Source organism: Halobacillus sp. ABH2_015 (genome assembly GCF_056158945.1).
The window spans coordinates 1,180,430-1,202,973 of sequence record NZ_JBSWUG010000002.1; the positions used below are offsets into that span (position 1 = coordinate 1,180,430).

Consider the following 22,544-nt stretch of genomic DNA (forward strand, 5'->3'; position numbering starts at 1 on the left):
TAGTTATGCAGACATCCTACCATCCACGTACACATGTTCAAACGCCGTACCTGTTTTTCACTGGAAAAGGCGGAGTTGGAAAAACATCCGTCGCCTGTGCCACAGCGATAAGCCTGGCGGATCAGGGGAAGAAAGTTCTGTTGGTGAGTACGGATCCAGCTTCCAATCTCCAGGATATCTTTAATATGGAACTGAACCGTGAACCTGTGGCGATTCCAAGTGTGAACAATCTGTACGCCAGTAACATTGATCCGGAAGAAGCAGCAAGAGCCTACCGGGAAAAGACGGTGGGCCCGTATCGGGACAAGCTGCCTGAATCGGTCGTCAACCAGATGGAAGAGCAGCTTTCCGGAGCGTGTACCGTTGAAATAGCAGCCTTTGATGAATTTTCCCATCTGCTCGCAGATGATGAGATATTCAAAGACTTTGATCATGTCTTGTTTGATACAGCACCTACGGGGCACACGTTAAGGCTTTTGACCCTTCCAACAGCATGGTCCGGATATTTGGAAGAATCCACACACGGAGCGTCCTGTCTGGGGCCATTGTCCGGACTCGGCGACAAAAAGAATATGTACCAAAAAGCCATGGATTCCCTTTCGGATAGAGAGAAGACGACATTGGTCATGGTAGCAAGGCCGGAGGAATCCACGATTTTTGAAGCTGAGCGGGCAGCCGTCGAGCTTGGCAAGATCGGGATTGAACATCAAATGCTGGTGATCAATGGTGTATTCCAGTCGTATGATACCGGGGATGAAGTAGCTTCTGCGTTCTACAGTGAGCAGCAGGAAGCCCTGAAGGAGATCCCTCAAGCCCTGCAGAATATCGATACGTATGCTTTACCTTATGTTCCTTATTCCTTAACGGATATTCAGCACATGCGTCAGATTGTGAGTGAGTCTCCGTATGCTGAGGTGGAGAGCGCGGACGAAGGCATGGATCTGTCACCGCTCCCATCATTAAAAGAGGTCGTGGATGACTTCTCAGCGAAAAACACGCGTGTCATTTTCACAATGGGGAAAGGCGGCGTCGGAAAAACATCCACTGCGGCTGCGATCGCCGTTGGGTTGACTGAAAAAGGTCACCGCGTCCACTTAACGACGACAGACCCGGCTTCTCACGTAGCGGATATGTTCAAGGACAGCCGGGTCCATAGTAACCTCACCATCAGCAGCATCGATCCGGAAGTCGAAGTGGAAAAATACAAGGAAGAAGTCATAACGAAGGCTGGTGAGCTGAATGAAGAGGAGCTCGCCTATCTGAAAGAAGACTTGGATTCGCCCTGCACCGAAGAAATCGCCGTTTTCCGAGCCTTTGCCGATGTTGTAGATTCCGAGGAGGAAATCGTAGTCATTGATACGGCTCCTACCGGTCACACCCTGCTTTTACTCGACTCTTCTGAGGCCTATCACAAGGAAATGAGCCGCTCCACAGGTGAGATTCCTGAGAGCGTAACCAAATTACTGCCAAGACTGCGGAACCCGGAAGAGACAGGTGTAGTCGTCGTAACTCTGCCGGAAGCGACTCCTGTATTTGAAGCAGGGCGTCTGCAGGAAGACTTGAAGCGGGCGGAAATTACTCCGAAATGGTGGGTCATCAACCGAAGCTTCTATGCAGCTGGAACGAGGGACCCTGTTTTAGAGGCCCGCGCAGCAACGGAAAAACAATGGATCAGAAAGGTACAGGAAGAATTATCCGCACGAAGTGCGCTGATTCCATGGGGAGCCGGAAAACATGCGGCCTATGAACAATGGAAAGCTTACATTCAATCCTAATGAAGAGGTGATGAACATGAAAATTACAGAAAATGCAAAAAGTACACTACAGGGCATGATTGAAGAAAATGGAGCAGAAGGGGTCCGTTTTTATTCCATGGGGGACGGATGCTGTGGTCCACAACTCGGTATTTCTCTGGATGCACCAGAAGAAAACGACCTTGTTAAAGATATGGACGGCCTGAAGGTTTCCATTGATCAGGATGTCAAAGATACAGTGGATAGCTTAACGTTAGATCAGGAAGATACACCAGAAGGAGCACAGTTTGTCCTGCTCGGCATGGATCAGTGCTGCTAAGAAAAACATCAAGAGAAACCTGGAGGGTTGCACCCAAATGAAGATCATTATTATTGGATCCGTTGCAGCAGGTACATCTGTCGCTGCAAAGGCACGAAGAAACGATGAGAACGCAGACATTACATTATACAATGCCGATTACGATATCTCCTATTCCATCTGCGGGATTCCTTACTTTTTAGGAGGCGAAGTGGACGAACTTGAAACACTCACTCCTAGGAGTTCCGGATGGTTCAAAAAGCGCTACAATGTGGACATTCACACCCGTCATGAAGTTGTAGAGATTAACCCGGATCAAAAAGTGGTCACTGTGAAGAATCTGAACAACAATGAAATCATCGAAGATCATTACGATACACTGGTCTTTGCTACCGGGGCAGCTCCAACGACGCCGCAGGTGGACGGAGTGGAGATGGAGCATGTGTTCCATGTCCGAAATATCCAGAACACAGCATCCATCCATTCTTATATGGAAGCGAACCACCCGGAAAAAGTGACGATTATCGGTGCGGGCTTCATCGGACTAGAGATGGCTGAGCAGTTGAAGCATAGAGGACTGGATGTAACGATTGTCCAACGCAGCAATCAAATTATGCCGCACTTGGATAAGGATATGGCCTTCCGGGTGGAAGAGCACTTGAGAGCAAACGGGGTCAACCTACTCCTCCATGAAGAAGCGGCAGCCATTACAGAGACTTCCGTAGAAACAACCAAGGGAAGCGTCATCGATGCGGATATGGTCATTTTAGCGACAGGTGTACGCCCGAATACGAAGCTGGCTGAACAGATCGGTGTAGAATTAGGCGTATCCGGGGCCGTCCAGGTCAACGAAAAGATGCAGACGAATCTCCCTGATGTTTATGCCGTTGGAGATGTCGCGGAAAGTTATTCCATCGTTACAGGAAACCCGCTCTATCGTCCGCTTGGGTCGACAGCGAATAAAATGGGCAGGATTGCCGGAGATGTCATCACTGGCGGAGATCTGGCCCACCGCGGTATTTTAGGGACAGGAATTTTAAGAGTCTTTGACTTAGCTGTCGGCTATACCGGCTTAAGTGAAAAAGATGCGGTTATGGAAGGCTATGACATTGAAGTTCTTCACAACATTAAACCGGCAAGAGCCGAATACCTTGGTGGGAAGGAAATGGTCATTAAAGCCATCGCCGATCGTAAAACGGGCCGGATTCTAGGTGTGCAGATTGTCGGGGAAGACGGCGTTGATAAGCGCATCGACGTGTTCGTGACGGCGATTTCCTTAAAAGCGAGTGCCGAAGATCTCTTCCATTTGGACTTAGCTTATGCGCCACCATTCAGTACCACTAAAGATCCGGTTATGTATACAGGTATGGCTCTTCAGAATGCGATGGACAAAAAGAACCGGATCATCACGCCGCAGGAACTGACGAATCGAATCCAGAACGGGGAGAAGATTCAAGTCATTGATACACGAGCGCCGAAGCAGTACGAAGTATCCAATGTGGAAGGAGCGGTCAACATTCCATTGGCTGAATTGCGCGCGGAAGCGAAACAGCTGGACCCGAGCATCCCGACAGTGACTTACTGCAATAAGGGTGTAACGGGAAATGCTGCCCAGAACGTGCTGATCAACATGGGATTTGAGGAAGTTTATAACCTTTCCGGGGGAAATAAGAATTACCAGAGTTTCTCTAAATCCAATCAATAAGGAGAGCATTCACGAGATTACAAGGTTCGTTCACGATACTATGATCACTTATCAAGGAGCAGCTGTTTGCATGCAAGCAGCTGCTCCTTTTGTTGTGCTTTTATCCATTAAATGGTTTTATTTGAAACCAATTTCCTTTTTGACCGTATAGGATGGAGGGTGATTTCTCAACCGCACTTCATGAAAACTCGCAGAGGAGAGAGGAGGACGTTTTATAGTGAAAAAGCTGATGAGTGTGGTATCTATTCTGATTCCAACCGTTTTAACGACTTTGATTGTAAACTTTTTGTTCGGTATCGTTCCTTTGAACATACAGGGACTGCCTCTCGTCCTTCCATTTGTCATCTGTCCAATAGGAGCAGCCCTTGGTTTGATCGGCTATAAAATGAACCATGACAACCTGGCACGGGCAGGAATGATTTTTAACATCGGTCTCTTCTTGTTCCCGATTGCTTTTAACATCATCGGGACAGTGAGCGGAGGCGTTTGAAGCGGTGAATTATAAACCAACAGCCGGCAAAGAAAGGAGATCTCCATGGTTCTTATTTTAGGTGCAGTCCTCATCCTTTGGGGGGTCTTTATCCTGTATGCGTCCATATTCAAGATGAAAAGAAGGAAGGATTATGTGGATGATGGGAGAGTTGGATCAAGCGGATACCTGGAGTGGGAAAGTCTGATGAAACTCCTGAACAAGCTTCCTTATCCTCTGGCAAAGAGTGTTGTCATGACTATAGGAAGTGGATTCATTCTGCTGGGTGCCTGGGTCATGTAGGAAGGTACTTTTCTATTTCAGCAGCACGATACGAGGTTTTGGGTGAATGATCTAAGCATTGATAAAGGAGGATCCTTATGGACGTTAGGGAGTCATTCAAGGAGAAAAGCTGATGTACAATCCGGACTTGCATTTTCACATTGGATATTATGAAGGGTATGACCTGGAGGTTGTCGCATACAAAAGAATCTGGGAACCTCTCTGAGATGTTTATGTTGATGATTCCGGACCTGGGAACTTATATTCTCAGCTAATGAATAAAGGACTTGGGGTTTCTGTTGACCATTATGGCATCTTCATTTTTTCCATTGATGATACAAAGAATTTTGAAAATCAAGCTTATCATTCGTTCGAAAAGTGGTTAAGACACTATAAATTGATAGAGGCGGATGCTTAAGAATTTGTTCAGCTTGGAGGTGCAGGAAATGGAAGCGGTCCTTACGTTTATATCTCTTATCGCAGTTATCATCGCAAAGGTCTTAAAAAACAAAAAACGCTTAGCGCAGCTGACGGTCTACCAAATGATCGGTGTAGGTGCGGCTTATGTGGTCAGCGTTTTTATCGGATTTATAATGATTTATTACGGAGGAAATTGGATAGCAGGAAAGATGCCGTATGAGATTTTAAGTACCATCGTATTTATTCTGATCGTGATTGCGGCGCTATCAATATGTGTTTCTCTAATGAATAAGACTATACATAAAGTCACGAACGGTCTTCTTCCACGTGAGGAGCATGAATAAATAGGTGAGAGGGGGGATCTAGGCTGGAAACACCTGTGCAGCATCGATCTACTCGTGTATGATCCCTTCCATTCTGACATGAATGAAGCTGAGTTGATTTCACTAATAAAAAGAGAAGCGGCTTCTTTTCAAGCGGGCAGCTCCTGATTTACACTGTTCAAGGGATTGATCCCTTTCCAGCGTCGTTCTGATGAGGGAAAAAATTTTTTCATTCTGTGCGGCTTTCCATGCGCGTTCAGCAAGTTTGTTTCAGGGTTTGATACCTGTAGTTACTAACATTAAACCGATAAGGAAGAGTGGGAAAATGGATCCTTTAATGAAAAAGAAAGTGGAGTCCTTGAGCGGGGAAGAAGTTCGTTCAATCGTTTTACAATCATGGTTGATGCTGGAATATGCGGATAGCGGACATTTATCGGCAGATGAATATGTAGAACGGATAAAATCCGTAAAAAACAGCGTAGATGAGATGTATAAACAGCGAATGAATCCTTTATCCAGCAATCAAACAGAGGTGAAAGAAGTCCATATCGTCATTGGCCACTCCGCATATGGGGCGCTCAAAAATACGCTTGAAAATCTTAAAAGAGACAATGACATAGTTATCAACCTCCCTTTGATGTTTTCTATCGGGCCGGTCCGGAATCTTGATCAGCCAGAAGGGCTGCAGGAACGCCTGGACTGGCTCTATGACCGTATTCAACTGGATGACGAAGAGATTTTCACTTATGTTCAGGAAAACAAACAGGCAATGGAAGGCATCCGGAACATTCCTGATCATGTCCAGATGACCATCTGGGTTGGAAATAATGCCCATGAACAGCTTGGCCTGCGCTTCGTTCTGCAGCTACTGAAAGCATGGAACGGTCGTGTGAGGACAATCAACGTAAGTGAAAGCCATATGAAACGTTCCAAAGGATATCCCGTCCATACAGGTGAAATCTCCCCTGACCAGTTCGGGGAGATGATTCATCACGCTTCAAATGAGCCCATTCCTTTTGAAGCGAGGAATCGTTTGGAGAAAGACTGGCTGCGGTTATCCTCGGAAAACAGCGAGCTGAGAATATGGAATGAAGGAGTCTTTTCAAAAGCGGTCGACTACTTTGATTCCTTCATTCTTCAAAGCGTAAGAAGCCTTCATGAAGATGCCGGATGTGTTGATTTCATCCCAGCAGCCAGGATCATAGGAGAAGTGATCGGGCATTCGAGGCAGGGAGTCAGTGATGCTTTTATAGAATACCGATTGATTCAGCTGGTTCTTGAAAACAGATTGGATATCAAGGGGATTCCGAGAGGCATGCGGTACTTTGACGTGAGAGTCAAAGAGGAACCGGAAAGATCATGTTGGTAATAAGTGGGTATCAAGGTATAGATATAGAAAAGGAGAGTGGATCAATGATGCGTGCGTCTGTATCTTTACTCTGTATCGTGACTGCCTTTATCCTGATGATCATCAATCCTGAAGCTCCCGCCGGGTCTTTCATCGAGGAATACCCTCTGATTTTTATCGTAACAATGCTGCTGCCTGTCATCGGCTTGTTGACCGGCCTGAAAGCTCAGCGTTGGAAGGCATTCGTCGTGTTAGCGAACATCCTCGGCATTTTGACGATTTCCGTTGTCCATGTCATGGCTGTTCTTTCCTTTGCATGAAAAGGATAGAATCAAAAAGTTTCGTATCGAAGGGAAGTATGTGGAACCAAAAGGAGGTGATGACTATCAAAGTTTTCGAGGTTGTGCTGCTCCTCTCCGCTATAGCTGCCGTTTGTACATATCTTTTTTATAGGGCAGATTTTCTAGTATACACAGCCCTGGCTGGTGGCATCGGTTATTCGGTCCTTCACCTCATCCGCACCTATGAAAGAAGGAAAAACGCTGTATTAGGACATCCGGACGCCAAATACTACAATACTTTTGATTCCTATGATGACGACCTTATTACGGGAGATCTTTTTGACGATATCAGCGATCATGACGGTTCTTGATCCTATAGATGGAGGTGAGTCTATGTCCAACCATTCCAACGATGATTTATCTTTTAATGATGCCATCGATCATCAAAAGAAAATCGAAGGGTATCCAAAACCGAGTGAGGGCGGACTGCCCGGCCCGATTAAATGGATGGGGTATGTTTTGTTCGGAGGTATTGCCTTGATGATGCTTTTTGCCCTTATTGGAAATGTCATATGGAACTGAAGGAGTCGGGAACATGTTCAGCTTTACAAAAGTGCAGGAGGCTCATATCCAAAAAGAGTGTAGGATTCACAACTCAAGTCCTGCCTACAATAAAATCGCTTATGACAAGGAATTTCTAGCAGCAGATGACATAAGAGCGCAGTGGAGAGAAGCGGATGAACTCGGGAATGAGAGATATTTGGTTGGTCATGGTGAAAGTTTCATCGGAATCATTGAATACGGCATGCAGTCGCCGAACTCCGGAAATCCATGGCTGAGTCTGCTGCTGATGGACAGCACCTATCATGGTCAGGGTTTTGGGGAAAAGGTGTACAGGGTTTATGAGGAGCTTATGAAAAAGCGGCAGGCGGACGTGATTGAAATCGCTGTTCATGCGGACAACCTTCCTGCCGTAACGTTCTGGACTTCTCTTGGTTTTCTTAAATACAGAGAGAGGATCTATGAAAAGAAACGGATGTATAGTTACCATAAGCCGCTGCGTGGTAGAGGGGGAAACTCGGTGTGAGTGAGGAAAGGAACGCTGTTTTAGAAACTCCGCGCTGTTATGTAAGACCTTTTACTTCCGTGGACATCGAGGCGTTCATGAGCTACCGGAATGATCTGGACTGGATGAAATACCAGGGGTTCAAAGGATTCACCCGTCAGGTTTATGAAACGACCCTGCTGAATCCGCAGAGAGTGGAAGATGGTTCTCAGCTGGCTGTGATAAGAAAGAAAGACCACGTGCTCCTCGGTGATGTATTTCTGCTGAAGAAGGAGGATGATTTCTGGGTGGGCTATACGATTGATCCTTCGTATAAGCGGCAGGGCTATGCGTATGAGGTTGTCCAAGCCTTGACTCACTGGATCCGATCCAAAGGGGATTACGTGATCAAGGCCGGTGTGGAAAAAGAAAACCTTCCATCGATCAACCTGCTGGAGAAATCAGGGTTTCAGAGGATGGAAGAGGAAGACGGCGAATTCGTCTATGTATGGAACGGCGGTTAAGGAGTATCCATCATCATCCAGGCGAAGACGATAAAGATGATACTGTAGAAAAAGGCCAGTACAGCAAAACCCGTGATAAGCAGATCTTTCTTATTCTGCGACTTTGAGAACGAGACGATGGATAATGCGAGAGCGGATGCCGGCAGCATCCAGTTGAACAGGAATAATACATTCTCGTGGAAGGAAACGACATCCAACAGGCTGAGATTCTGGACGAGCAGAGACAGTAGGATACATAGAATGGCCAAGTATCTGAATCCTTTGTGATTGCCAGTCATGGATATAACCTCCTTTTCTCTATTCATGTTAGCAGTGGGCGTTTGTCGAGGCAAGAAGGGGTCAATTCCATTGACCTGTTCATAAACGGCTTCCGTGTCTGTAAAGGAGGCCGCTGTTTTCTTTTCGTAATTCTTATATCAAATTCCTATTCCTGCTATATCAGTAATGGAAGCGCAGTCAGAGGCATGTTAAATAACCCCTCTTAGCTTCGAGATGTTTTGTGTAGAGCGTTAGCGGTAATACATGACTAAACAAAGCAAACTACACAACTTTTTATAAAGGAGAATTTGAATATGCGTACGATTTTGAAGCATTACATTAACGGTGAATGGGTTGAATCCACGGGAAATGACACCGAGGACGTCATAAACCCTGCCACGGAAGAACCGATGGGTCAAATTAGTCTGGGAACGAAGGAAGACCTGGATAAAGCTGTTCAAGCCGCCCGCGATGCTTTCCCGAGTTTCTCTCAAACTTCTAAAGAAGAGCGTATTGAAATGCTTGAGAACATAGCCGAAGCCTATGCACGACGCAAAGATGAATTCATCGATGTGATGACGGAAGAGCTGGGTGCACCTCTTGAAATTTCGGAGAAGATTCACTACAGCATGGGCTACAATCATTTTGCTCAAGCGGCTGAATCTCTTAAAACTATTGAATTCATGGAGCACCGCGGCAACCATACGGTAGTCAAGGAATCTGTCGGGGTCAGCGGCTTAATCACCCCATGGAACTTCCCGACAAACCAAGCTTCAACAAAAATTGCCAGCGCATTTGCAGCCGGCAGCCCTGTTGTATTGAAACCTTCTGAAATGACGCCGTTCGCTGCCATCATGTTAGCAGAAATCTTTGATGAGGTGGGCGTACCTAAAGGAGCGTTCAACTTGGTTAATGGTACAGGCGAAACGATTGGTGACGGCATCAGTTCACACCCTGATATTGACTTTGTATCCTTCACGGGTTCCGGGGGCGTTGGAACGAAAATCATGCAGAATGCTTCTGAAACGATTAAAAACGTCGCTCTTGAGCTCGGAGGTAAATCTCCATTGATTGTTCTGGAAGATGCGGATATGAAAGATGCGGCCCGAAATGCAGTAAGCAATATCGCCACGAATACCGGGCAGGTTTGTTCTGCTGCGACCCGGATGATTGTTCCAGCTTCCAAGAAGGAAGAATTTGAACAAGCCGTCTTAGATGTGCTTCCTGAATTCCCGGTAGGCCATCCTCGTGAAGGAAATTATGTCGGACCCCTTGTATCCAAGAAGCAGTGGGATACCGTTCAATCCTATATTGAAAAAGGGATGGAAGAAGGTGCAAACTTAATTGCCGGTGGTACAGGACTTCCAGAAGGACTGGATAAAGGGTATTACGCTAAACCAACCATTTTCACGGATGTAACGAATGATATGGTCATAGCACAAGAGGAGATCTTTGGACCTGTGATGAGTATCATTACGTATGACACCATCGATCATGCGATTGAAATCGGGAATGATGTTGTCTATGGTTTAGCAGGGTACGTCTATGGTAAAGATCCGGAAACCCTTAAAAAAGTTGCCACATCCATCCGTGCCGGGCGCATCAAGGTCAATGATGCCTCTCATGATTTCAATGCACCATTTGGCGGCTATAAGCAATCTGGTATTGGTCGTGAGTGGGGCGATTATGGAATTGAAGAATATCTTGAGAAAAAAGCGATTCTTGGATTCCCGTCTTAATTGGTCATGGCTTATAAAAGAGCTGTTCTCTCTTCCAGGAGGACAGCTCTTTTTTTTAGTAGGGTCTACACCGAATTTTACCAGAATCTTTATAAAAGAAGTCTTGAGCCGCCTGAGCCCAAGGCTTCTTTTTATTTCGGTTCCCGAAAAAAGTCGGAAAAAGTAGTTGCAAAATGGTCATTTTGTGCTAGTATCATTAGTAATCATAAAATTCAGAATATTGGTTCGATTATAGAACCACTTAGAAAGCGGTGAAGCCGAGTGAGTTCAAAAACCGTCGATAAGGCGCTGCAGGTCCTTGATATGTTCACGCTGGAACATCCGAAGTGGGGACTACGGGAATTGTCCCGGGCGCTTGATATGAGTCATACCATTGTCCACCGGATGCTGACCACCCTCGAAGAACGGGGGTATGTGTACCGCAGCGTGGATACGCAGAAATATGAGCTCGGCATTAAATTCCTTGAGCTCAGCAACATCGTCGAACAACATTTTCAAATCTCTGAGATCATCCATCCCATCATGCATAAGATTGCTTCCGAAACCGGGGAAAGTGTCGTTATGACACTTCTGGATAACGAGGAAGGAGTCTTCTCCAAGATTGTAGAAAGCAGCCGCCTTGTCCGTTTCGCGGGCTCAGTCGGCCGTCGTTCCCCACTTTATATCGGGGCTTCCCACAAAGTCATCCTTTGTCACCTGCCTAAAGAAGTACAACGAAGAATTGTTCATGAAGGGGCTGTCCAACACCCCGGCCTCATCCCATCAGAAACCGATATGCTGGAAAAACTTGAGGACATCGAAAGAAAGCGGTGGGCGTATTCCTCCGGTGAAACGATCAGTGATGTAGCTGCGGTTTCTATTCCCTTGTTTGATTACGGACACATGGTCCTCGGATCGTTATCGATAGCCGGCCCCAGCTACCGTCTCACAGAAGAAGTAGCGGAACAGATTTTACCTGATCTCATTCGTCACAGAGGAGAGCTTGATTCTGTTTTGAGCAAAGTTTGTTTTCCGACCAGAAGGAACTATCTTCTTGAAAGTCTTCATTAAAGGAGGGGATCACATATGTTGAAGGTGGAAGGCCTCGTGACGGGATACCAGGGAAAGGAAGGGTTTGTCCGGGCGGTCGACGGGGTGAGTTTTGATATTGAAAAAGGAGAAACCGTCTGCATCGTCGGGGAATCCGGCAGTGGTAAAAGTGTCACATCGATGTCTGTGATGAGACTGGTCGAGTTTGAAAATGGGGAAATCGTAAGCGGATCGATTGAGTATATGGGAGAAGAACTGACAACCAAGACGAATGAGGAAATGAGGAAAATCAGAGGAGCAGAGATTTCAATGATTTTCCAGGAGCCGCTGACCGCTTTGAACCCTGTCTTCACCATCGGGCAGCAGATTGTCGAAGCGATCCGTTACCATGAGCCGCTGAAGAAAAAGGAAGCGATGGACAAGGCGGAGGATTTGCTGACCCTTGTCGGGCTTTCTGAACCGAAAACGAGATTGAAGCAGTATCCCCACGAATTGTCGGGAGGGATGAGGCAGCGGGTCATGATTGCCATTGCGCTCGCTTCCAAACCGAAGCTTCTCATTGCAGATGAACCGACAACAGCGCTTGATGTCACAATCGAAGCGCAGATCCTCGAGCTGCTCCGAAAGTTGAGGGATGAAGAAGACATGTCCATCATGCTCATTACCCACGATATCGGGGTAGCGGCAGAGCTTTCCCACAGGATCATCATCATGTATGCCGGGAAGGTGATGGAGATTGCAGAGACCAGCGATTTGTTTGACCTCCCCCATCATCCTTATACAAAAGGGCTGCTTGAATCGATTCCGAAAATGAGCGGTGCCAGAGGGGAGCTTCTTCCGACCATTGAAGGAACGATTCCAGGCGTGAACCAGATGCCTGAAGGCTGCCGGTTTGCGCCGCGCTGCAGCTTTGCCACAGAAAAGTGCCATCAGGAAGAACCCCCGCTTCAAAAAATGGGCCGGCGTGACGTCGCGTGCTGGCATGTGGAAGAGTTCACTGCCTCGCAGCTTGACCTTTTTCATAGAAAGGAGGATCCCGTTGAATCAAAATCATAAAGAAAAGCTGTTGGAAATTCAGCATTTGAAGAAATACTTTGAGATTAAAGGAGGTGGGGCCTTAGGGAAACGGAAGCAGACGCTGAAGGCGGTGGATGATGTTTCTTTTGATATTTATAAAGGAGAGACTCTCGGACTTGTCGGAGAATCCGGCTGCGGGAAATCGACACTCGGCCGGAACATTTTAAGACTGCAGGATCCGACGGACGGTCAGGTGCTTTATGGTCAGAGTAATATTCTTGAATATTCGAAGAAAGACATGCGCAGACTCCGCAAGGACATGCAGATCATTTATCAGGATCCATTCGGCTCTTTGAACCCGCGTTTCACAATCGGGCAGATTATCGGGGAGATGTATGAGATTCACGGTCTTGCCAAAGGCGCGGAAAAAGAAAGAAAGGTTAAGGAATTGTTGGAGCTTGTAGGATTGGATGCGAGCCGTTATCACAGCTACCCCCATGAATTTTCCGGAGGACAGAGGCAGCGGGTGGGTATAGCGAGGGCGCTTGCGCTTGAGCCGGAATTCATCGTTGCGGATGAACCGGTGTCCGCTTTGGATGTGTCGGTCCAGTCCCAGGTCATCAATCTGTTGATCCAGCTGAAGCGTGAAATGGGATTGACACTGTTGTTCATTGCGCACGGACTGAACGTTGTGCGTCATATTTCCGACCGGGTGGGTGTGATGTACTTAGGAAAACTCGTCGAACTGTCCGATACGGATTCGATCTTCAATGATCCTGCGCATCCGTATACAGCAGCACTCTTGTCGACTGTACCAGAAGCCGATCCCGAAGCAAGAAAAGAACGCATCGTTCTTAAAGGGGAAATGCCTTCACCAGCATCTCCACCTTCAGGGTGCAATTTCCGGACGAGGTGTCCACTTGCAACAGAACGATGCAGTCAGGAAGTTCCAGCATGGCAGGAAACGCGAAACGGCCATTTCACAGCCTGCCATTACCCTTTGGAAAAAGGGCAGACGTTAAAAGAAGCTGTCGCTCAACGTAAGAAACCATCTGACAACAAAACTAACAACCTTATTATGGCATAAACAGTAAATAAAAGGAAGGGGAATATCCTTTGGCTGAACTCATTCAAAAAGGCAACCAAAAAGTCTATGACGGCTATAAGTCTTTTCAATACCTGGAAGCGGGCGTCGATTATAAATCTTACACTCTCGCAAAAGAGGTGGACCGTGTCCCGAGCTTTTCCTATCCTGTGACGAATGAGCAGGAAAATGAGGTCCAGACGATCCTGGAAGAGGACTTGATGATCTCCATGCATGAACACACATTCATCGCACCGGAAGATCTTAACCAGTTTTACGAATTCCGCCGGCAGGGCAGGGACTTTACAGCGTTTGAAGCGCTGAGCGATTCCGGACTTGATGTCATCTTTGAGAACTTCATGGATGGAACAGCGATGATCACCTCACTCGCAGGGTGGAAATGGTCGGATGTCATTCACGACCTGGGCATCCGCTTCAGCGACATCGCTCATCAGGATATGGTGATCAAAGCCGAGCGTATCGAGGATTTGTCCAGGGCGAAAAGAGAAGGGAAAATCGCTTTTGTCGGAGCCTTGGAATCGGCATCCATGATTGAAAATGAGCTGGACCGGCTTGATGTGCTGTATGGATTCGGCATCCGCACGATGGGCGTGTGCTACTCTGAATCGAATATGCTGGGCTCGGGCCTTCGTGAGCCGAAGGATGCCGGTCTTTCCGTTTTTGGAAAACAGGCGGTCGAACGGATGAACAAGCTCGGCATCACTGTGGATGTTTCTCATGCTGGTGACCAAACGGCGCTTGACACGATTGAAACGAGTACAAAACCGGTCACCATCAACCATGCCGGTGCTCGTGGTGTATGGGATACGAAGCGTATGAAGCCGGACAGTGTCATCCGAGCCTGTGCTGAAAAAGGCGGGGTGATAGGAATTGAGGCAGCTCCGCATTCCACCATATCGGAAAATCATCCGCACCATAATATCGATTCGTTCATGGAACACTTCGAATATACGGCGAACCTGGTAGGGATCGAGCATGTAGCCTTTGGGCCGGACACCTTATTCGGTGACCATGTCGGCCTTCATGATACACTGGCCGGTCAATTATCCATCAAAAGTGCACAGAAATCCTCGATGGAGCGTGTCGATTATGTCAAAGGGCTGGAAAATCCGGCGGAATGTTTTCCGAACATTGTCCGCTGGCTTGTCGCTAAAGGATACAGCCGGGAAGACATCCGTAAAGTCACCGGCGGAAACATTATGCGTGTGCTGAAAGAAACGTGGGCGAAATAATAAGAGAGGGACGATGACGATGAATAAAAAATGGTGGGTCTTTTTATCAGCTGCACTTATGGCGTTGTTCCTGGCCGCCTGTTCCTACGGAGGGGAAGAGGAGGCAGAGGGAGAAGCGACGGCGTCTTCTGAAGAGGCTGTTTCCGGCGGAAAGGTATCGATTCCGATTGTCGCCGATCCAACCTTTAATCCGTGGCACCCGAGTGCCTATGCCGAGTCCAATGTCATTAACCGTGTCATATTCGACGGGTTGACGAAACCTGGGAAAGACCTGGTGCCTGCACCGGATCTGGCTGAATCGTGGGAAACGTCCGAGGATGGCCTGACCTGGACCTTCCAGCTCCGTGATGATGTCACATGGCACGACGGCGAACCGTTCACATCAGAAGACGTCGTGTTTACGTTCAATGATATTACGTTGAATGAAGAGCTTGGAGCGAACAGTGCCTCCTATTTCGGACAGGTGGAAAGTGTGGAAGCAGATGGTGACTACACCGTTATGTTCAACTTATCGAGTCCGGTTGCCGCGCTTCCGGCTTACCTGAGCTTTAACACAGAGATAATTCCTGAACACATTTTTCAAGGAGAAGACCCATGGGATCTAACAAGCTTTAACAAGGAGAACCCTGTAGGAACAGGACCTTTCAAGCTTAAATCCTACACTTCCGGCCAGAGCGTCGTGCTGGAGCGGAATGAGGAGTACTTCGGAGATGCCGCGAACCTGGACGAAGTGGAATACAAAATCCTTCCTGATGCCAACACCCATGTGGCGCAGCTGTTGAGCGGAGAACTTTCCATTTTCGCTTTGGATGACACCTCTGCTGTCGATCGGATTGAAAGTGCGGACGGTGTGGATGTGAACGGACGCGATACGAACCGTTTCTTCTGGCTGATCGTCAACCAGCAGGAAGAAAGGTTCCAGGATGTGAAGGTACGTCAGGCGATGGAACATGCGCTTGACCGTCAGAACATCATCGATACCGTCCTTCAAGGCTATGGAACGATTGCAGATGCCGGAATTACGCCGGCGTTGTCGGAGTATTACACCGATGATGTGAAGCAGTATCCCTTCGATCCGGAAGAAGCGAAAAAACTCCTTGCTGAAGCAGGGTGGGAGGATACGAACGGTGATGGATTTGTCGATAAGGATGGAGAAAACTTCGAAATCATCTTTGATATCGGTATTCAAGGGGATTTAGAAGCGATCGCCCAGCTTGCTCAGCAGTACTTGATTGATATCGGGCTGGATGTACAGTTGAACACGATGGACTGGAATACGATGATTGACAAAGTCGTCATCCAAAGGGATTATGCGATGACCTTGAACTGGTGGCGCTATCCGCCGGATCCGGATTTGAAGGCGTACATGCACTCCGATTTTGCTGAGCAGGGGAACAACATCCCGGCTTATCGAAATGAAGAAATGGACAAGCTTTTGGACGCTGGTGCGGAAACGAGCGATGTAGAGGATCGGAAGGAAATCTACACAGAAGCCCAGAAGCTGATGGCTGAAGAACTTCCTTACATGTTCCTCTGGTACCCGCAGGAAGTACAGGTGAAGCGCTCGGATATCGACGGCGTACCTGAACTGGCCTTCGGAGATACGCTTCACTATATCCAGGAATGGTATATGGCGGAGTAAGTCATGGGAGAAGTGCACCACCGCGTGCACTTCTCTTTTATAAAAAGGGGGGACCTGTGTGATTCGATTTTTACTCAACCGCTTTGGACAAAGCATCATTTTATTGTTCATTGTGACCGTCATTACCTTTTTTCTTATCAATCTCGCGCCAGGTGGGCCCACAGGGGTCATGCGTATGGATGCATCACCCGAGGAGCGTCAGGCGGTAATCGAACGTCTCGGCCTGGATCAGCCGGTGATCGTCCGCTATTTTGAGTGGGTGGGGAATGCTGTCACCGGTGATCTCGGCACATCATTTAACTCCAGTGAAGCGGTCGTGGAAAGGATAGCTGAACGGCTGCCTTACACGATGGAACTTACCGTATTCACGATCATTTTTTCTGTTATTGCAGGCATCATCCTTGGAGTCATCTCCGCCTTGAAACGAGGAAAAGCAGCTGATCACGTGATCAACTTTTCGAGTGTCATCGGTTTGTCGGTTCCTTCCTTCTGGCTCGGGCTGATGCTGATTCTCTTATTTTCTGTTGAACTTGGCTGGCTGCCATCGTCCGGTGTCGGACCGAGGGGCGCGGACTTTGACTTTCGGGGCTGGATGGCTCATTTAGCCATGCCGGTACTGATTTTATCGACGACCGTGCTTCCGAATATCGTCCGCTTCACGAGATCATCGATGCTGGAAGTCATTTCACAAAACTATATCCGTACCGCCCGTTCCAAAGGGGCGAAGGAATTTGTCGTTTTGTATGTGCATGCGCTTCGGAATGCGATGATTCCGATCATCAGCATTATCGGCGTGCTGATTCCGAGGCTGCTGAGCGGTGCTGTGATCACCGAAGCGATTTTTGGATGGACAGGAATCGGGACGTTGATTATTGAAGCAGCCAATGGCCGTGACTATCCATTGATCATGGGCATTACCGTTGTCATTACGCTTGTCGTTATCATCAGCAATCTGCTTGTCGACATCATTTATTCTCAAGTCGATCCGCGTGTGAAAAACATGGCATAGGAGGGGACCGAATGTTAGGAGCTTCTATAAATGAAGATATGGAAGAGCAGCACCGGAAAAAGGAAAAGCGGCGCTTCGTATTACTTACAAGGTTGAAGCAGAACAAAGTGGCGTATCTATCGTTATGGTTTTTAGTCGTTGTCCACGCCGTCGTCTTTCTCGGTCCTGTCCTGTGGCCGATTACTCCGGATGAACTGACCGATGCAGGGGCCCTTGCCGGCTGGACGCTGCAGCACCCCTTCGGAACGGACGACCTGGGCAGGGATGTTTTCGCACGCATGCTTCACGGCGGGCGTGTGACACTCTTAGTCGGGTTATGTGCGATGCTTTTCTCCTTGATTATTGGCACGATCATAGGCGCCTGCGCCGGATTTTTTGGAAAAGTAGTCGAAGCGGTCCTCATGCGTATTACAGAAGCAATGATGGCGATTCCGAACTTTTTCTTCGTCCTTGTTGCTCTTACGGTGCTTGGGACGACGCCATTCATGGTCGTGCTTGTCATCGCCCTGACCGGCTGGGTGGAAATTGCCCGTGTCGTTTACGGAGAAACGTTGAAGTGGAAAGAATACGAGTTTGTTGAAGCGGCCAATGCGGCCGGGGCTTCTGCGAAAAGGATTCTCTTAAAATATGTCGTTCCGCAGATTCTTCCCTCGATCATTGTCTCCGGAACACTCGCTATTGCCTGGGCCATTCTTACGGAAAGTGCGATCAGCTATCTCGGTCTCGGCATCCAGCCACCAACGCCGACATGGGGGAACATGCTGCAGAATTCCCAGCAGTACATCTGGACGGCTCCAATTTTAGGTGTGCTTCCGGGTGTAGCGATCACCATCGTTGTACTGGCCTATAATTTTCTTGGTGATGGACTGAGGGATGCCCTGGACCCGCGTTTTGCGAAAAAATAAAGAGGAGGAAGCGCCTTGTTCATGAACGTGAATGATAATGAGTTGTATTATGAAGTCCATGGAAATCCCGAGGGAGAGGTGATTTTCTTTATTCACGGAGCTCCTGGTCTGGGAGACTGCCGTGGTGATATCAAAGCCTTCTCCGCCTTGGGAGATACGTACAAGCTCGTTTTTATGGATATGAGAGGTTCAGGAAGATCGGAGGGCCGTCCCCCTTTCACTCATGAACAGTGGACGGCGGATATTGAAGCTGTCCGCCTGGAGCTTGTCGGAGGTCCGATCACCATTTTAGGCGGCTCGTACGGCGGATTTCTAACGCTTGAATATGCCATCCGCTACCCTGACAGTGTCACCCGCGTGCTGTTGAGAGATACCGCAGCAAGCAGTGACTTTGACTACCTTTCCATCGACCGTGCTCTTGAGAGTGGGATTGACGGCATTACAAAAGAAAACATGACCCGCCTTTTTGGAGGGGAGGTACACTCCGATGAGGATTTGAAAGAGCTGTTCACTTTGATCCAGCCTCTGTATACCGTTGAATATGATGAAGAAGCCGTGCGTCAGCGCCTCGAGCAGATTTACTACAGGCACGAAACCCATAACTTCGCTTTCCGGCATAATAAACCCGCGTTTAATCTGGTTGATCAATTGGCAGAGATCCACGTACCGACGCTTGTGACTGTCGGAAGGCATGACTGGGTCACTCCTGTGATCTGCTCGGAGACGATTGCCTCATGCGTGCCGAATGCCGAGCTCGTCATTTTTGAAAACAGCGGTCACTCTCCCCAGCTGGAGGAGAATGAAAGATACGTAGAACTGGTCCGTCGTTTTCTCCAGAAACATAGTGCTGTACAACCTCTTTAATAAAGAAGCAAGAGACGACAGGTAAGATATAAAGACGAAAGAGTGTCAGGTTACATCCGGCACTCTTTCTTTTTAGTTGACTACAAGGGCTTCGTATCCAGTTCTTTTCATCTTTATATCCCCGATTGCAGCGGGGATGCTCTCAAGGTTGATTTTTTTACAATTTCCTCCATTTTTTGCGAAACTTTTACGGATAGGAACACGTATAGATGGTGGAGGTGATGGACGTGTATTTTCCGTCCAGAAAAGACTTGTTGTTTGTGCTTATGTACGGAGGAATCATTGGAAGCATTGTTCTACTCTATTTATTTGGGGGAGAAGCGGCCGGTTGGCAGTTGATTACATATAAAAGCGTGCCTGGGTACCTTCTTAGTGCAGGTATCATAGGAGTCCTTTTATGGATCTGGTTTTCGACCGGATACAAAATCATACATGGCTGTCTGCACATTCAATTTGGTCCGATGAGAAAAAAGATCCGCATCGAAGATATTCATAGAGTGGAGCAGAGAAACAGTCCGTTTGCCGCTCCTGCACTCGCGGTAAGGCGTCTCGAAATCCATTCGTCCGACCATGCCATTACACATATTTCTCCCAAAGATGAGAAGGCTTTCCTTCGCCTTCTGCAGAGGAATAATCCAGGGATTGATATCAGCCGGACGTTGAGGGAGGCGGGGACATGAGTTTGAAAAAGAGAATCATGTCCGTCCTTCTGATGTTGGGCATACTGGGCCCGTTTTCTGTTATCCTGGGATACATAAATGATGGTGCGATCGACTGGAATCATTTAATAGGAATGCTGGTTGCCGGCTTTGTCATTGGCTTCTGGATTGCTCCTCTCAGTGATCGGAAAAAACCAAAAAAAGGCAGGCATAAATGATCAATTAGTCATCCTGAAAGAGGTGCTTGAACTTCCTTTTTTCACCATGATTGGAATGGAAGTTGTTTGGAGGAAGAATATCGCGGGTAAAGTCATACTTATGTGAAACTCACATTAATCTGATCCGGGAGGTATGGAATATGCAGAAGAAAACAGCTGTCGTTGCCGGAGCTACAGGAGTGATCGGCAGTTACATTGCCAGGCACCTGAGTAAGCTGGAGGGCTGGGATGTTATCGGCATTGCCCGTCATATCCCTGATGATCCATCGGATATCACTTATGTTTCAGCGGATATGATGGATGGTCAGAACGTCCAGGAGAATCTGGAATCGTTCTCAGAAGTGACCCATTTCATTTATGCGGCATATCAGGACTATGAATCTGATCCTCAAAAGCAGGTGGAGGTCAATCAGACGATGTTTGAAAATACATTAAATGCCGTAGAAAAAAACGCGGACCACTTGGAGCGTGTGATTTTGATGCAGGGGGCAAAAGCCTACGGCGTGCATCTCGGACCTATTAAAACGCCAGCCAAGGAAACGGACGCCCGCCATATGCCGCCGAACTTCTACTTTACACAGGAAGACTATATGCGCCGGGCACAGGAAGGGAAAGATTGGAGCTGGACAATCCTCCGTCCAGATGTCGTCTGCGGGTATTCAGTCGGAAAGCCCATGAACCTTTCTATGGTGATCGGCGCCTACGCTTCGATATCCAAGGAACTGGGTCTGCCTCTTCGTTTTCCTGGAAAAGCGCATCCGTATCTTGCTCAGGTAACAGATGCGACCCTTCTCGCTCAGTGTGTGGAGTGGGCTGCGGTTGAGGAATCCTGCGCATTTGAAATATTCAATGTGACGAACGGGGATTACTTCCGCTGGGAGCACATGTGGAAGACGATTGCCGACTATTTTGATATGGAAGCAGCAGGAGCAGAGCCGCCAATCCAACTCTCTGAGATGATGGCCGACAAGCAGGAGTTATGGGAGCAGATGAAAGAGAAATACCACCTGCAGGACATTCCTTATGACAAATTGGCCTTATGGGGCTTTGGAGACTTCATTTTCAATTGTGATTATGATGTGATGACATCTACAACAAAACTCAGAGAATATGGATTCCACAAATTTGTAGACAGTGAAGAAATGTTTACCCGCCTGTTCCGTGAATTCCAGCAGGAAGGCGTTCTTCCGGATTTCTCTAAGCAGTAAAGGCTTAAGATCCACTCGACATCCGGGTGGGTCTTTTTTAATAACCGTTTTTAAGCAGTAAGGCTGTTTTTGTGATAAATGGAATATATGCATTGCATTATGTAACTTATATGTTACATTGATGAGGAAGGGATAGATAATTATGGAAAATAAAGTGAAGATCGCGCGTGTCACCCTCGATTTAACTCAGCAGGAACTTGCAGAGAAGGTCGGTGTAACGCGTCAGACAATCAGCTTGATTGAGAAAGGCCGTTACAACCCAACGTTGAAGCTGTGTCTGGAGATCTGCTATGCCGTTAACCAAACGTTGGATGAAGTATTCTGGCAGGAACGAAAGGAGTGAAAATAATGGAAAAAATTAAAGATGAACGTCTGCAGTTGAAAAATTTAAAGAACATCAGGATTACTTTTATTGTCCAGACTTTAGGAATGATCGGAATCCTGCTTTATGATCTGATAAACTATGGGATGGACGGGATGACGGATAACCCTGTCTGGTTTGTTTTCATTATGACAGGAGTGATTAATGCCTACCTTTCCATGAGTATCAGTGTGGAGCATGAGAAAACAAAACGGTCCCCCGTGACACGGTTGTACATATCTCTCGGTGTAATCACATTGATTTCTCTTTTATTTGTCACTTTCACCGCCTTGACGAATGGGTACAACGTGATGGACGGTCTGTTGGTTGGAGGAATCGTTTTTGTCTGTTCGGTCCTCCCCGCTTTTTATATGTACGGTCTCCGGCAGAAAGAGCGCAACGAATAGTCTTTTCTTGTACGGTTTTTCCAAAAAGGATTGAGGTTCCAGGGAGGTTTTGGAATAATAGGGCCGTAAAGGAGGATGGTCATGAAAGAATTAACGACCAACATGTCATTATTAATTGTAGGCGCCTGCATCTTGTCAGGAGCGATTATTCTTTCCAATGCCCTCACGCAGAGCTCCCATGAGGCTGGTGAACAGGTTATAGTCCGCGAACAGCCTGAGGATCCTCAGCTGATGAGTTATTTGGAACTTCAGGATTACCTAGGTCTTAGTGACGAGCAGATAAAAAAGGTTCTTCCGAAGAAAGAGGGCGATGTTGTGAAGAGTCAGATCCCTTATGTGAAAATCGGCTACGAATATTATTTCCCTGTCAAAGCTGTCGATAAATGGCTGGCCGAAACCGAAGCCGCTAGTTTTCCTTGATTGAGATCTCGGTGGTTCATTC

Annotated in this window: 29 protein-coding genes; 28 read left to right on the forward strand and 1 reads right to left on the reverse strand. The window is 47.4% G+C overall.

Features of this window, described 5'->3' with window-relative positions:
• Positions 1-5 precede the first annotated feature (5 nt).
• The 13 genes from arsA to ACXAD6_RS06265 all read left to right on the forward strand — a co-directional run bounded on the left by arsA (position 6) and on the right by ACXAD6_RS06265 (position 8,449).
• Positions 6-1,775, forward strand: a complete 1,770-nt coding sequence (gene arsA / locus ACXAD6_RS06205) for an arsenical pump-driving ATPase (RefSeq protein ID WP_474968116.1) — start codon at positions 6-8, stop codon at positions 1,773-1,775.
• Between the two features lie 16 nt (positions 1,776-1,791).
• On the forward strand, positions 1,792-2,073 hold the full coding sequence (locus tag ACXAD6_RS06210; RefSeq protein WP_474968117.1) for an adhesin: 282 nt from the start codon (positions 1,792-1,794) through the stop codon (positions 2,071-2,073).
• A gap of 37 nt (positions 2,074-2,110) precedes the next feature.
• A complete protein-coding gene (locus ACXAD6_RS06215) occupies positions 2,111-3,757 on the forward strand; it encodes an FAD-dependent oxidoreductase (protein ID WP_474968118.1) in 1,647 nt (548 codons plus the stop codon).
• A gap of 217 nt (positions 3,758-3,974) precedes the next feature.
• Positions 3,975-4,247: a hypothetical protein gene (locus ACXAD6_RS06220; RefSeq protein ID WP_474968119.1), complete on the forward strand. Its 273-nt coding sequence runs from the start codon at positions 3,975-3,977 to the stop codon at positions 4,245-4,247.
• A gap of 45 nt (positions 4,248-4,292) precedes the next feature.
• On the forward strand, positions 4,293-4,529 hold the full coding sequence (locus ACXAD6_RS06225; RefSeq protein ID WP_474968120.1) for a hypothetical protein: 237 nt from the start codon (positions 4,293-4,295) through the stop codon (positions 4,527-4,529).
• 112 nt (positions 4,530-4,641) lie between these two features.
• Positions 4,642-4,734: a DUF3986 family protein gene (locus tag ACXAD6_RS06230; RefSeq protein ID WP_474968121.1), complete on the forward strand. Its 93-nt coding sequence runs from the start codon at positions 4,642-4,644 to the stop codon at positions 4,732-4,734.
• Positions 4,735-4,918: 184 nt separating this feature from the next.
• On the forward strand, positions 4,919-5,272 hold the full coding sequence (locus tag ACXAD6_RS06235) for a hypothetical protein (RefSeq protein WP_474968122.1): 354 nt from the start codon (positions 4,919-4,921) through the stop codon (positions 5,270-5,272).
• 304 nt (positions 5,273-5,576) lie between these two features.
• Positions 5,577-6,620 carry a DUF1835 domain-containing protein gene (locus ACXAD6_RS06240; protein ID WP_474968123.1) on the forward strand — a complete coding sequence of 348 codons (1,044 nt, stop codon included), beginning with the start codon at positions 5,577-5,579 and terminating at the stop codon, positions 6,618-6,620.
• Positions 6,621-6,664: 44 nt separating this feature from the next.
• Positions 6,665-6,919 (forward strand): hypothetical protein, encoded by a 255-nt coding sequence (locus ACXAD6_RS06245; protein WP_474968124.1) that lies wholly within the window; start codon positions 6,665-6,667, stop codon positions 6,917-6,919.
• Between the two features lie 38 nt (positions 6,920-6,957).
• Positions 6,958-7,251: a hypothetical protein gene (locus ACXAD6_RS06250; RefSeq protein WP_474968125.1), complete on the forward strand. Its 294-nt coding sequence runs from the start codon at positions 6,958-6,960 to the stop codon at positions 7,249-7,251.
• A gap of 22 nt (positions 7,252-7,273) precedes the next feature.
• Complete coding sequence (locus ACXAD6_RS06255) at positions 7,274-7,462, forward strand: hypothetical protein (protein ID WP_474968126.1); 189 nt, start codon at positions 7,274-7,276, stop codon at positions 7,460-7,462.
• A gap of 13 nt (positions 7,463-7,475) precedes the next feature.
• A complete protein-coding gene (locus ACXAD6_RS06260; RefSeq protein ID WP_474968127.1) occupies positions 7,476-7,967 on the forward strand; it encodes an N-acetyltransferase family protein in 492 nt (163 codons plus the stop codon).
• Entirely contained in the window at positions 7,964-8,449 is a 486-nt protein-coding gene (locus tag ACXAD6_RS06265; RefSeq protein ID WP_474968128.1) for a GNAT family N-acetyltransferase, read from the forward strand. The genes ACXAD6_RS06260 and ACXAD6_RS06265 overlap by 4 nt, the downstream gene beginning before the upstream one ends.
• Here ACXAD6_RS06265 and ACXAD6_RS06270 read toward each other — a convergent pair.
• A complete protein-coding gene (locus ACXAD6_RS06270; protein ID WP_474968129.1) occupies positions 8,446-8,727 on the reverse strand; it encodes a hypothetical protein in 282 nt (93 codons plus the stop codon). The genes ACXAD6_RS06265 and ACXAD6_RS06270 overlap by 4 nt on opposite strands.
• Positions 8,728-9,021: 294 nt before the next feature.
• Here ACXAD6_RS06270 and ACXAD6_RS06275 point away from each other — a divergent pair, with 294 nt between their 5' ends.
• The 15 genes from ACXAD6_RS06275 to ACXAD6_RS06345 all read left to right on the forward strand — a co-directional run bounded on the left by ACXAD6_RS06275 (position 9,022) and on the right by ACXAD6_RS06345 (position 22,522).
• Complete coding sequence (locus tag ACXAD6_RS06275; RefSeq protein WP_474968130.1) at positions 9,022-10,446, forward strand: aldehyde dehydrogenase family protein; 1,425 nt, start codon at positions 9,022-9,024, stop codon at positions 10,444-10,446.
• A gap of 261 nt (positions 10,447-10,707) precedes the next feature.
• Positions 10,708-11,496 carry an IclR family transcriptional regulator gene (locus ACXAD6_RS06280; protein ID WP_474968131.1) on the forward strand — a complete coding sequence of 263 codons (789 nt, stop codon included), beginning with the start codon at positions 10,708-10,710 and terminating at the stop codon, positions 11,494-11,496.
• A gap of 15 nt (positions 11,497-11,511) precedes the next feature.
• On the forward strand, positions 11,512-12,531 hold the full coding sequence (locus ACXAD6_RS06285; protein WP_474968132.1) for an ABC transporter ATP-binding protein: 1,020 nt from the start codon (positions 11,512-11,514) through the stop codon (positions 12,529-12,531).
• Complete coding sequence (locus ACXAD6_RS06290) at positions 12,515-13,579, forward strand: ABC transporter ATP-binding protein (RefSeq protein ID WP_474968133.1); 1,065 nt, start codon at positions 12,515-12,517, stop codon at positions 13,577-13,579. Before ACXAD6_RS06285 ends, ACXAD6_RS06290 begins: the two co-directional genes overlap by 17 nt.
• A 29-nt stretch (positions 13,580-13,608) precedes the next feature.
• The gene (locus ACXAD6_RS06295; protein ID WP_474968134.1) at positions 13,609-14,829 is read left to right on the forward strand and encodes a dipeptidase; all 1,221 of its coding nucleotides are present in this window, start codon (positions 13,609-13,611) and stop codon (positions 14,827-14,829) included.
• A 19-nt stretch (positions 14,830-14,848) separates the two neighbouring features.
• Complete coding sequence (locus ACXAD6_RS06300; protein ID WP_474968135.1) at positions 14,849-16,471, forward strand: ABC transporter substrate-binding protein; 1,623 nt, start codon at positions 14,849-14,851, stop codon at positions 16,469-16,471.
• Between the two features lie 58 nt (positions 16,472-16,529).
• A complete protein-coding gene (locus tag ACXAD6_RS06305) occupies positions 16,530-17,480 on the forward strand; it encodes an ABC transporter permease (protein WP_474968136.1) in 951 nt (316 codons plus the stop codon).
• A gap of 11 nt (positions 17,481-17,491) precedes the next feature.
• Positions 17,492-18,385 (forward strand): ABC transporter permease, encoded by an 894-nt coding sequence (locus tag ACXAD6_RS06310; RefSeq protein WP_474968137.1) that lies wholly within the window; start codon positions 17,492-17,494, stop codon positions 18,383-18,385.
• A gap of 21 nt (positions 18,386-18,406) precedes the next feature.
• Positions 18,407-19,249 carry an alpha/beta fold hydrolase gene (locus tag ACXAD6_RS06315; protein WP_474970369.1) on the forward strand — a complete coding sequence of 281 codons (843 nt, stop codon included), beginning with the start codon at positions 18,407-18,409 and terminating at the stop codon, positions 19,247-19,249.
• 209 nt (positions 19,250-19,458) lie between these two features.
• Entirely contained in the window at positions 19,459-19,929 is a 471-nt protein-coding gene (locus ACXAD6_RS06320) for a PH domain-containing protein (protein ID WP_474968138.1), read from the forward strand.
• Positions 19,926-20,126: a hypothetical protein gene (locus ACXAD6_RS06325; RefSeq protein ID WP_474968139.1), complete on the forward strand. Its 201-nt coding sequence runs from the start codon at positions 19,926-19,928 to the stop codon at positions 20,124-20,126. The genes ACXAD6_RS06320 and ACXAD6_RS06325 overlap by 4 nt, the downstream gene beginning before the upstream one ends.
• 140 nt (positions 20,127-20,266) lie before the next feature.
• Positions 20,267-21,334, forward strand: coding sequence for an SDR family oxidoreductase (locus tag ACXAD6_RS06330; protein ID WP_474968140.1), 1,068 nt, complete (start codon positions 20,267-20,269; stop codon positions 21,332-21,334).
• A 142-nt stretch (positions 21,335-21,476) separates the two neighbouring features.
• Positions 21,477-21,677, forward strand: coding sequence for a helix-turn-helix transcriptional regulator (locus tag ACXAD6_RS06335; protein ID WP_474968141.1), 201 nt, complete (start codon positions 21,477-21,479; stop codon positions 21,675-21,677).
• Positions 21,678-21,682: 5 nt separating this feature from the next.
• Positions 21,683-22,102: a hypothetical protein gene (locus ACXAD6_RS06340; protein WP_474968142.1), complete on the forward strand. Its 420-nt coding sequence runs from the start codon at positions 21,683-21,685 to the stop codon at positions 22,100-22,102.
• Between the two features lie 81 nt (positions 22,103-22,183).
• Complete coding sequence (locus ACXAD6_RS06345; RefSeq protein ID WP_474968143.1) at positions 22,184-22,522, forward strand: hypothetical protein; 339 nt, start codon at positions 22,184-22,186, stop codon at positions 22,520-22,522.
• Positions 22,523-22,544 lie beyond the last annotated feature (22 nt).

Bases quoted from the DNA above. Each gene is read 5' to 3' on its own strand.
- ACXAD6_RS06320 (WP_474968138.1), top strand. From the start codon at position 19,459: ATGGTGGAGGTGATGGACGTGTATTTTCCGTCCAGAAAAGACTTGTTG.
- ACXAD6_RS06225 (WP_474968120.1), top strand. From the start codon at position 4,293: ATGGTTCTTATTTTAGGTGCAGTCCTCATCCTTTGGGGGGTCTTTATC.
- ACXAD6_RS06240 (WP_474968123.1), top strand. From the start codon at position 5,577: ATGGATCCTTTAATGAAAAAGAAAGTGGAGTCCTTGAGCGGGGAAGAA.
- ACXAD6_RS06285 (WP_474968132.1), top strand. From the start codon at position 11,512: ATGTTGAAGGTGGAAGGCCTCGTGACGGGATACCAGGGAAAGGAAGGG.
- ACXAD6_RS06325 (WP_474968139.1), top strand. From the start codon at position 19,926: ATGAGTTTGAAAAAGAGAATCATGTCCGTCCTTCTGATGTTGGGCATA.
- ACXAD6_RS06235 (WP_474968122.1), top strand. From the start codon at position 4,919: ATGCTTAAGAATTTGTTCAGCTTGGAGGTGCAGGAAATGGAAGCGGTC.
- ACXAD6_RS06250 (WP_474968125.1), top strand. From the start codon at position 6,958: ATGTGGAACCAAAAGGAGGTGATGACTATCAAAGTTTTCGAGGTTGTG.
- ACXAD6_RS06245 (WP_474968124.1), top strand. From the start codon at position 6,665: ATGATGCGTGCGTCTGTATCTTTACTCTGTATCGTGACTGCCTTTATC.
- arsA (WP_474968116.1), top strand. From the start codon at position 6: ATGCAGACATCCTACCATCCACGTACACATGTTCAAACGCCGTACCTG.
- ACXAD6_RS06210 (WP_474968117.1), top strand. From the start codon at position 1,792: ATGAAAATTACAGAAAATGCAAAAAGTACACTACAGGGCATGATTGAA.
- ACXAD6_RS06230 (WP_474968121.1), top strand. From the start codon at position 4,642: ATGTACAATCCGGACTTGCATTTTCACATTGGATATTATGAAGGGTAT.
- ACXAD6_RS06300 (WP_474968135.1), top strand. From the start codon at position 14,849: ATGAATAAAAAATGGTGGGTCTTTTTATCAGCTGCACTTATGGCGTTG.
- ACXAD6_RS06315 (WP_474970369.1), top strand. From the start codon at position 18,407: ATGAACGTGAATGATAATGAGTTGTATTATGAAGTCCATGGAAATCCC.
- ACXAD6_RS06275 (WP_474968130.1), top strand. From the start codon at position 9,022: ATGCGTACGATTTTGAAGCATTACATTAACGGTGAATGGGTTGAATCC.
- ACXAD6_RS06335 (WP_474968141.1), top strand. From the start codon at position 21,477: ATGGAAAATAAAGTGAAGATCGCGCGTGTCACCCTCGATTTAACTCAG.
- ACXAD6_RS06270 (WP_474968129.1), bottom strand. From the start codon at position 8,727: ATGACTGGCAATCACAAAGGATTCAGATACTTGGCCATTCTATGTATC.
- ACXAD6_RS06340 (WP_474968142.1), top strand. From the start codon at position 21,683: ATGGAAAAAATTAAAGATGAACGTCTGCAGTTGAAAAATTTAAAGAAC.
- ACXAD6_RS06310 (WP_474968137.1), top strand. From the start codon at position 17,492: ATGTTAGGAGCTTCTATAAATGAAGATATGGAAGAGCAGCACCGGAAA.
- ACXAD6_RS06255 (WP_474968126.1), top strand. From the start codon at position 7,274: ATGTCCAACCATTCCAACGATGATTTATCTTTTAATGATGCCATCGAT.
- ACXAD6_RS06345 (WP_474968143.1), top strand. From the start codon at position 22,184: ATGAAAGAATTAACGACCAACATGTCATTATTAATTGTAGGCGCCTGC.
- ACXAD6_RS06330 (WP_474968140.1), top strand. From the start codon at position 20,267: ATGCAGAAGAAAACAGCTGTCGTTGCCGGAGCTACAGGAGTGATCGGC.
- ACXAD6_RS06260 (WP_474968127.1), top strand. From the start codon at position 7,476: ATGTTCAGCTTTACAAAAGTGCAGGAGGCTCATATCCAAAAAGAGTGT.
- ACXAD6_RS06215 (WP_474968118.1), top strand. From the start codon at position 2,111: ATGAAGATCATTATTATTGGATCCGTTGCAGCAGGTACATCTGTCGCT.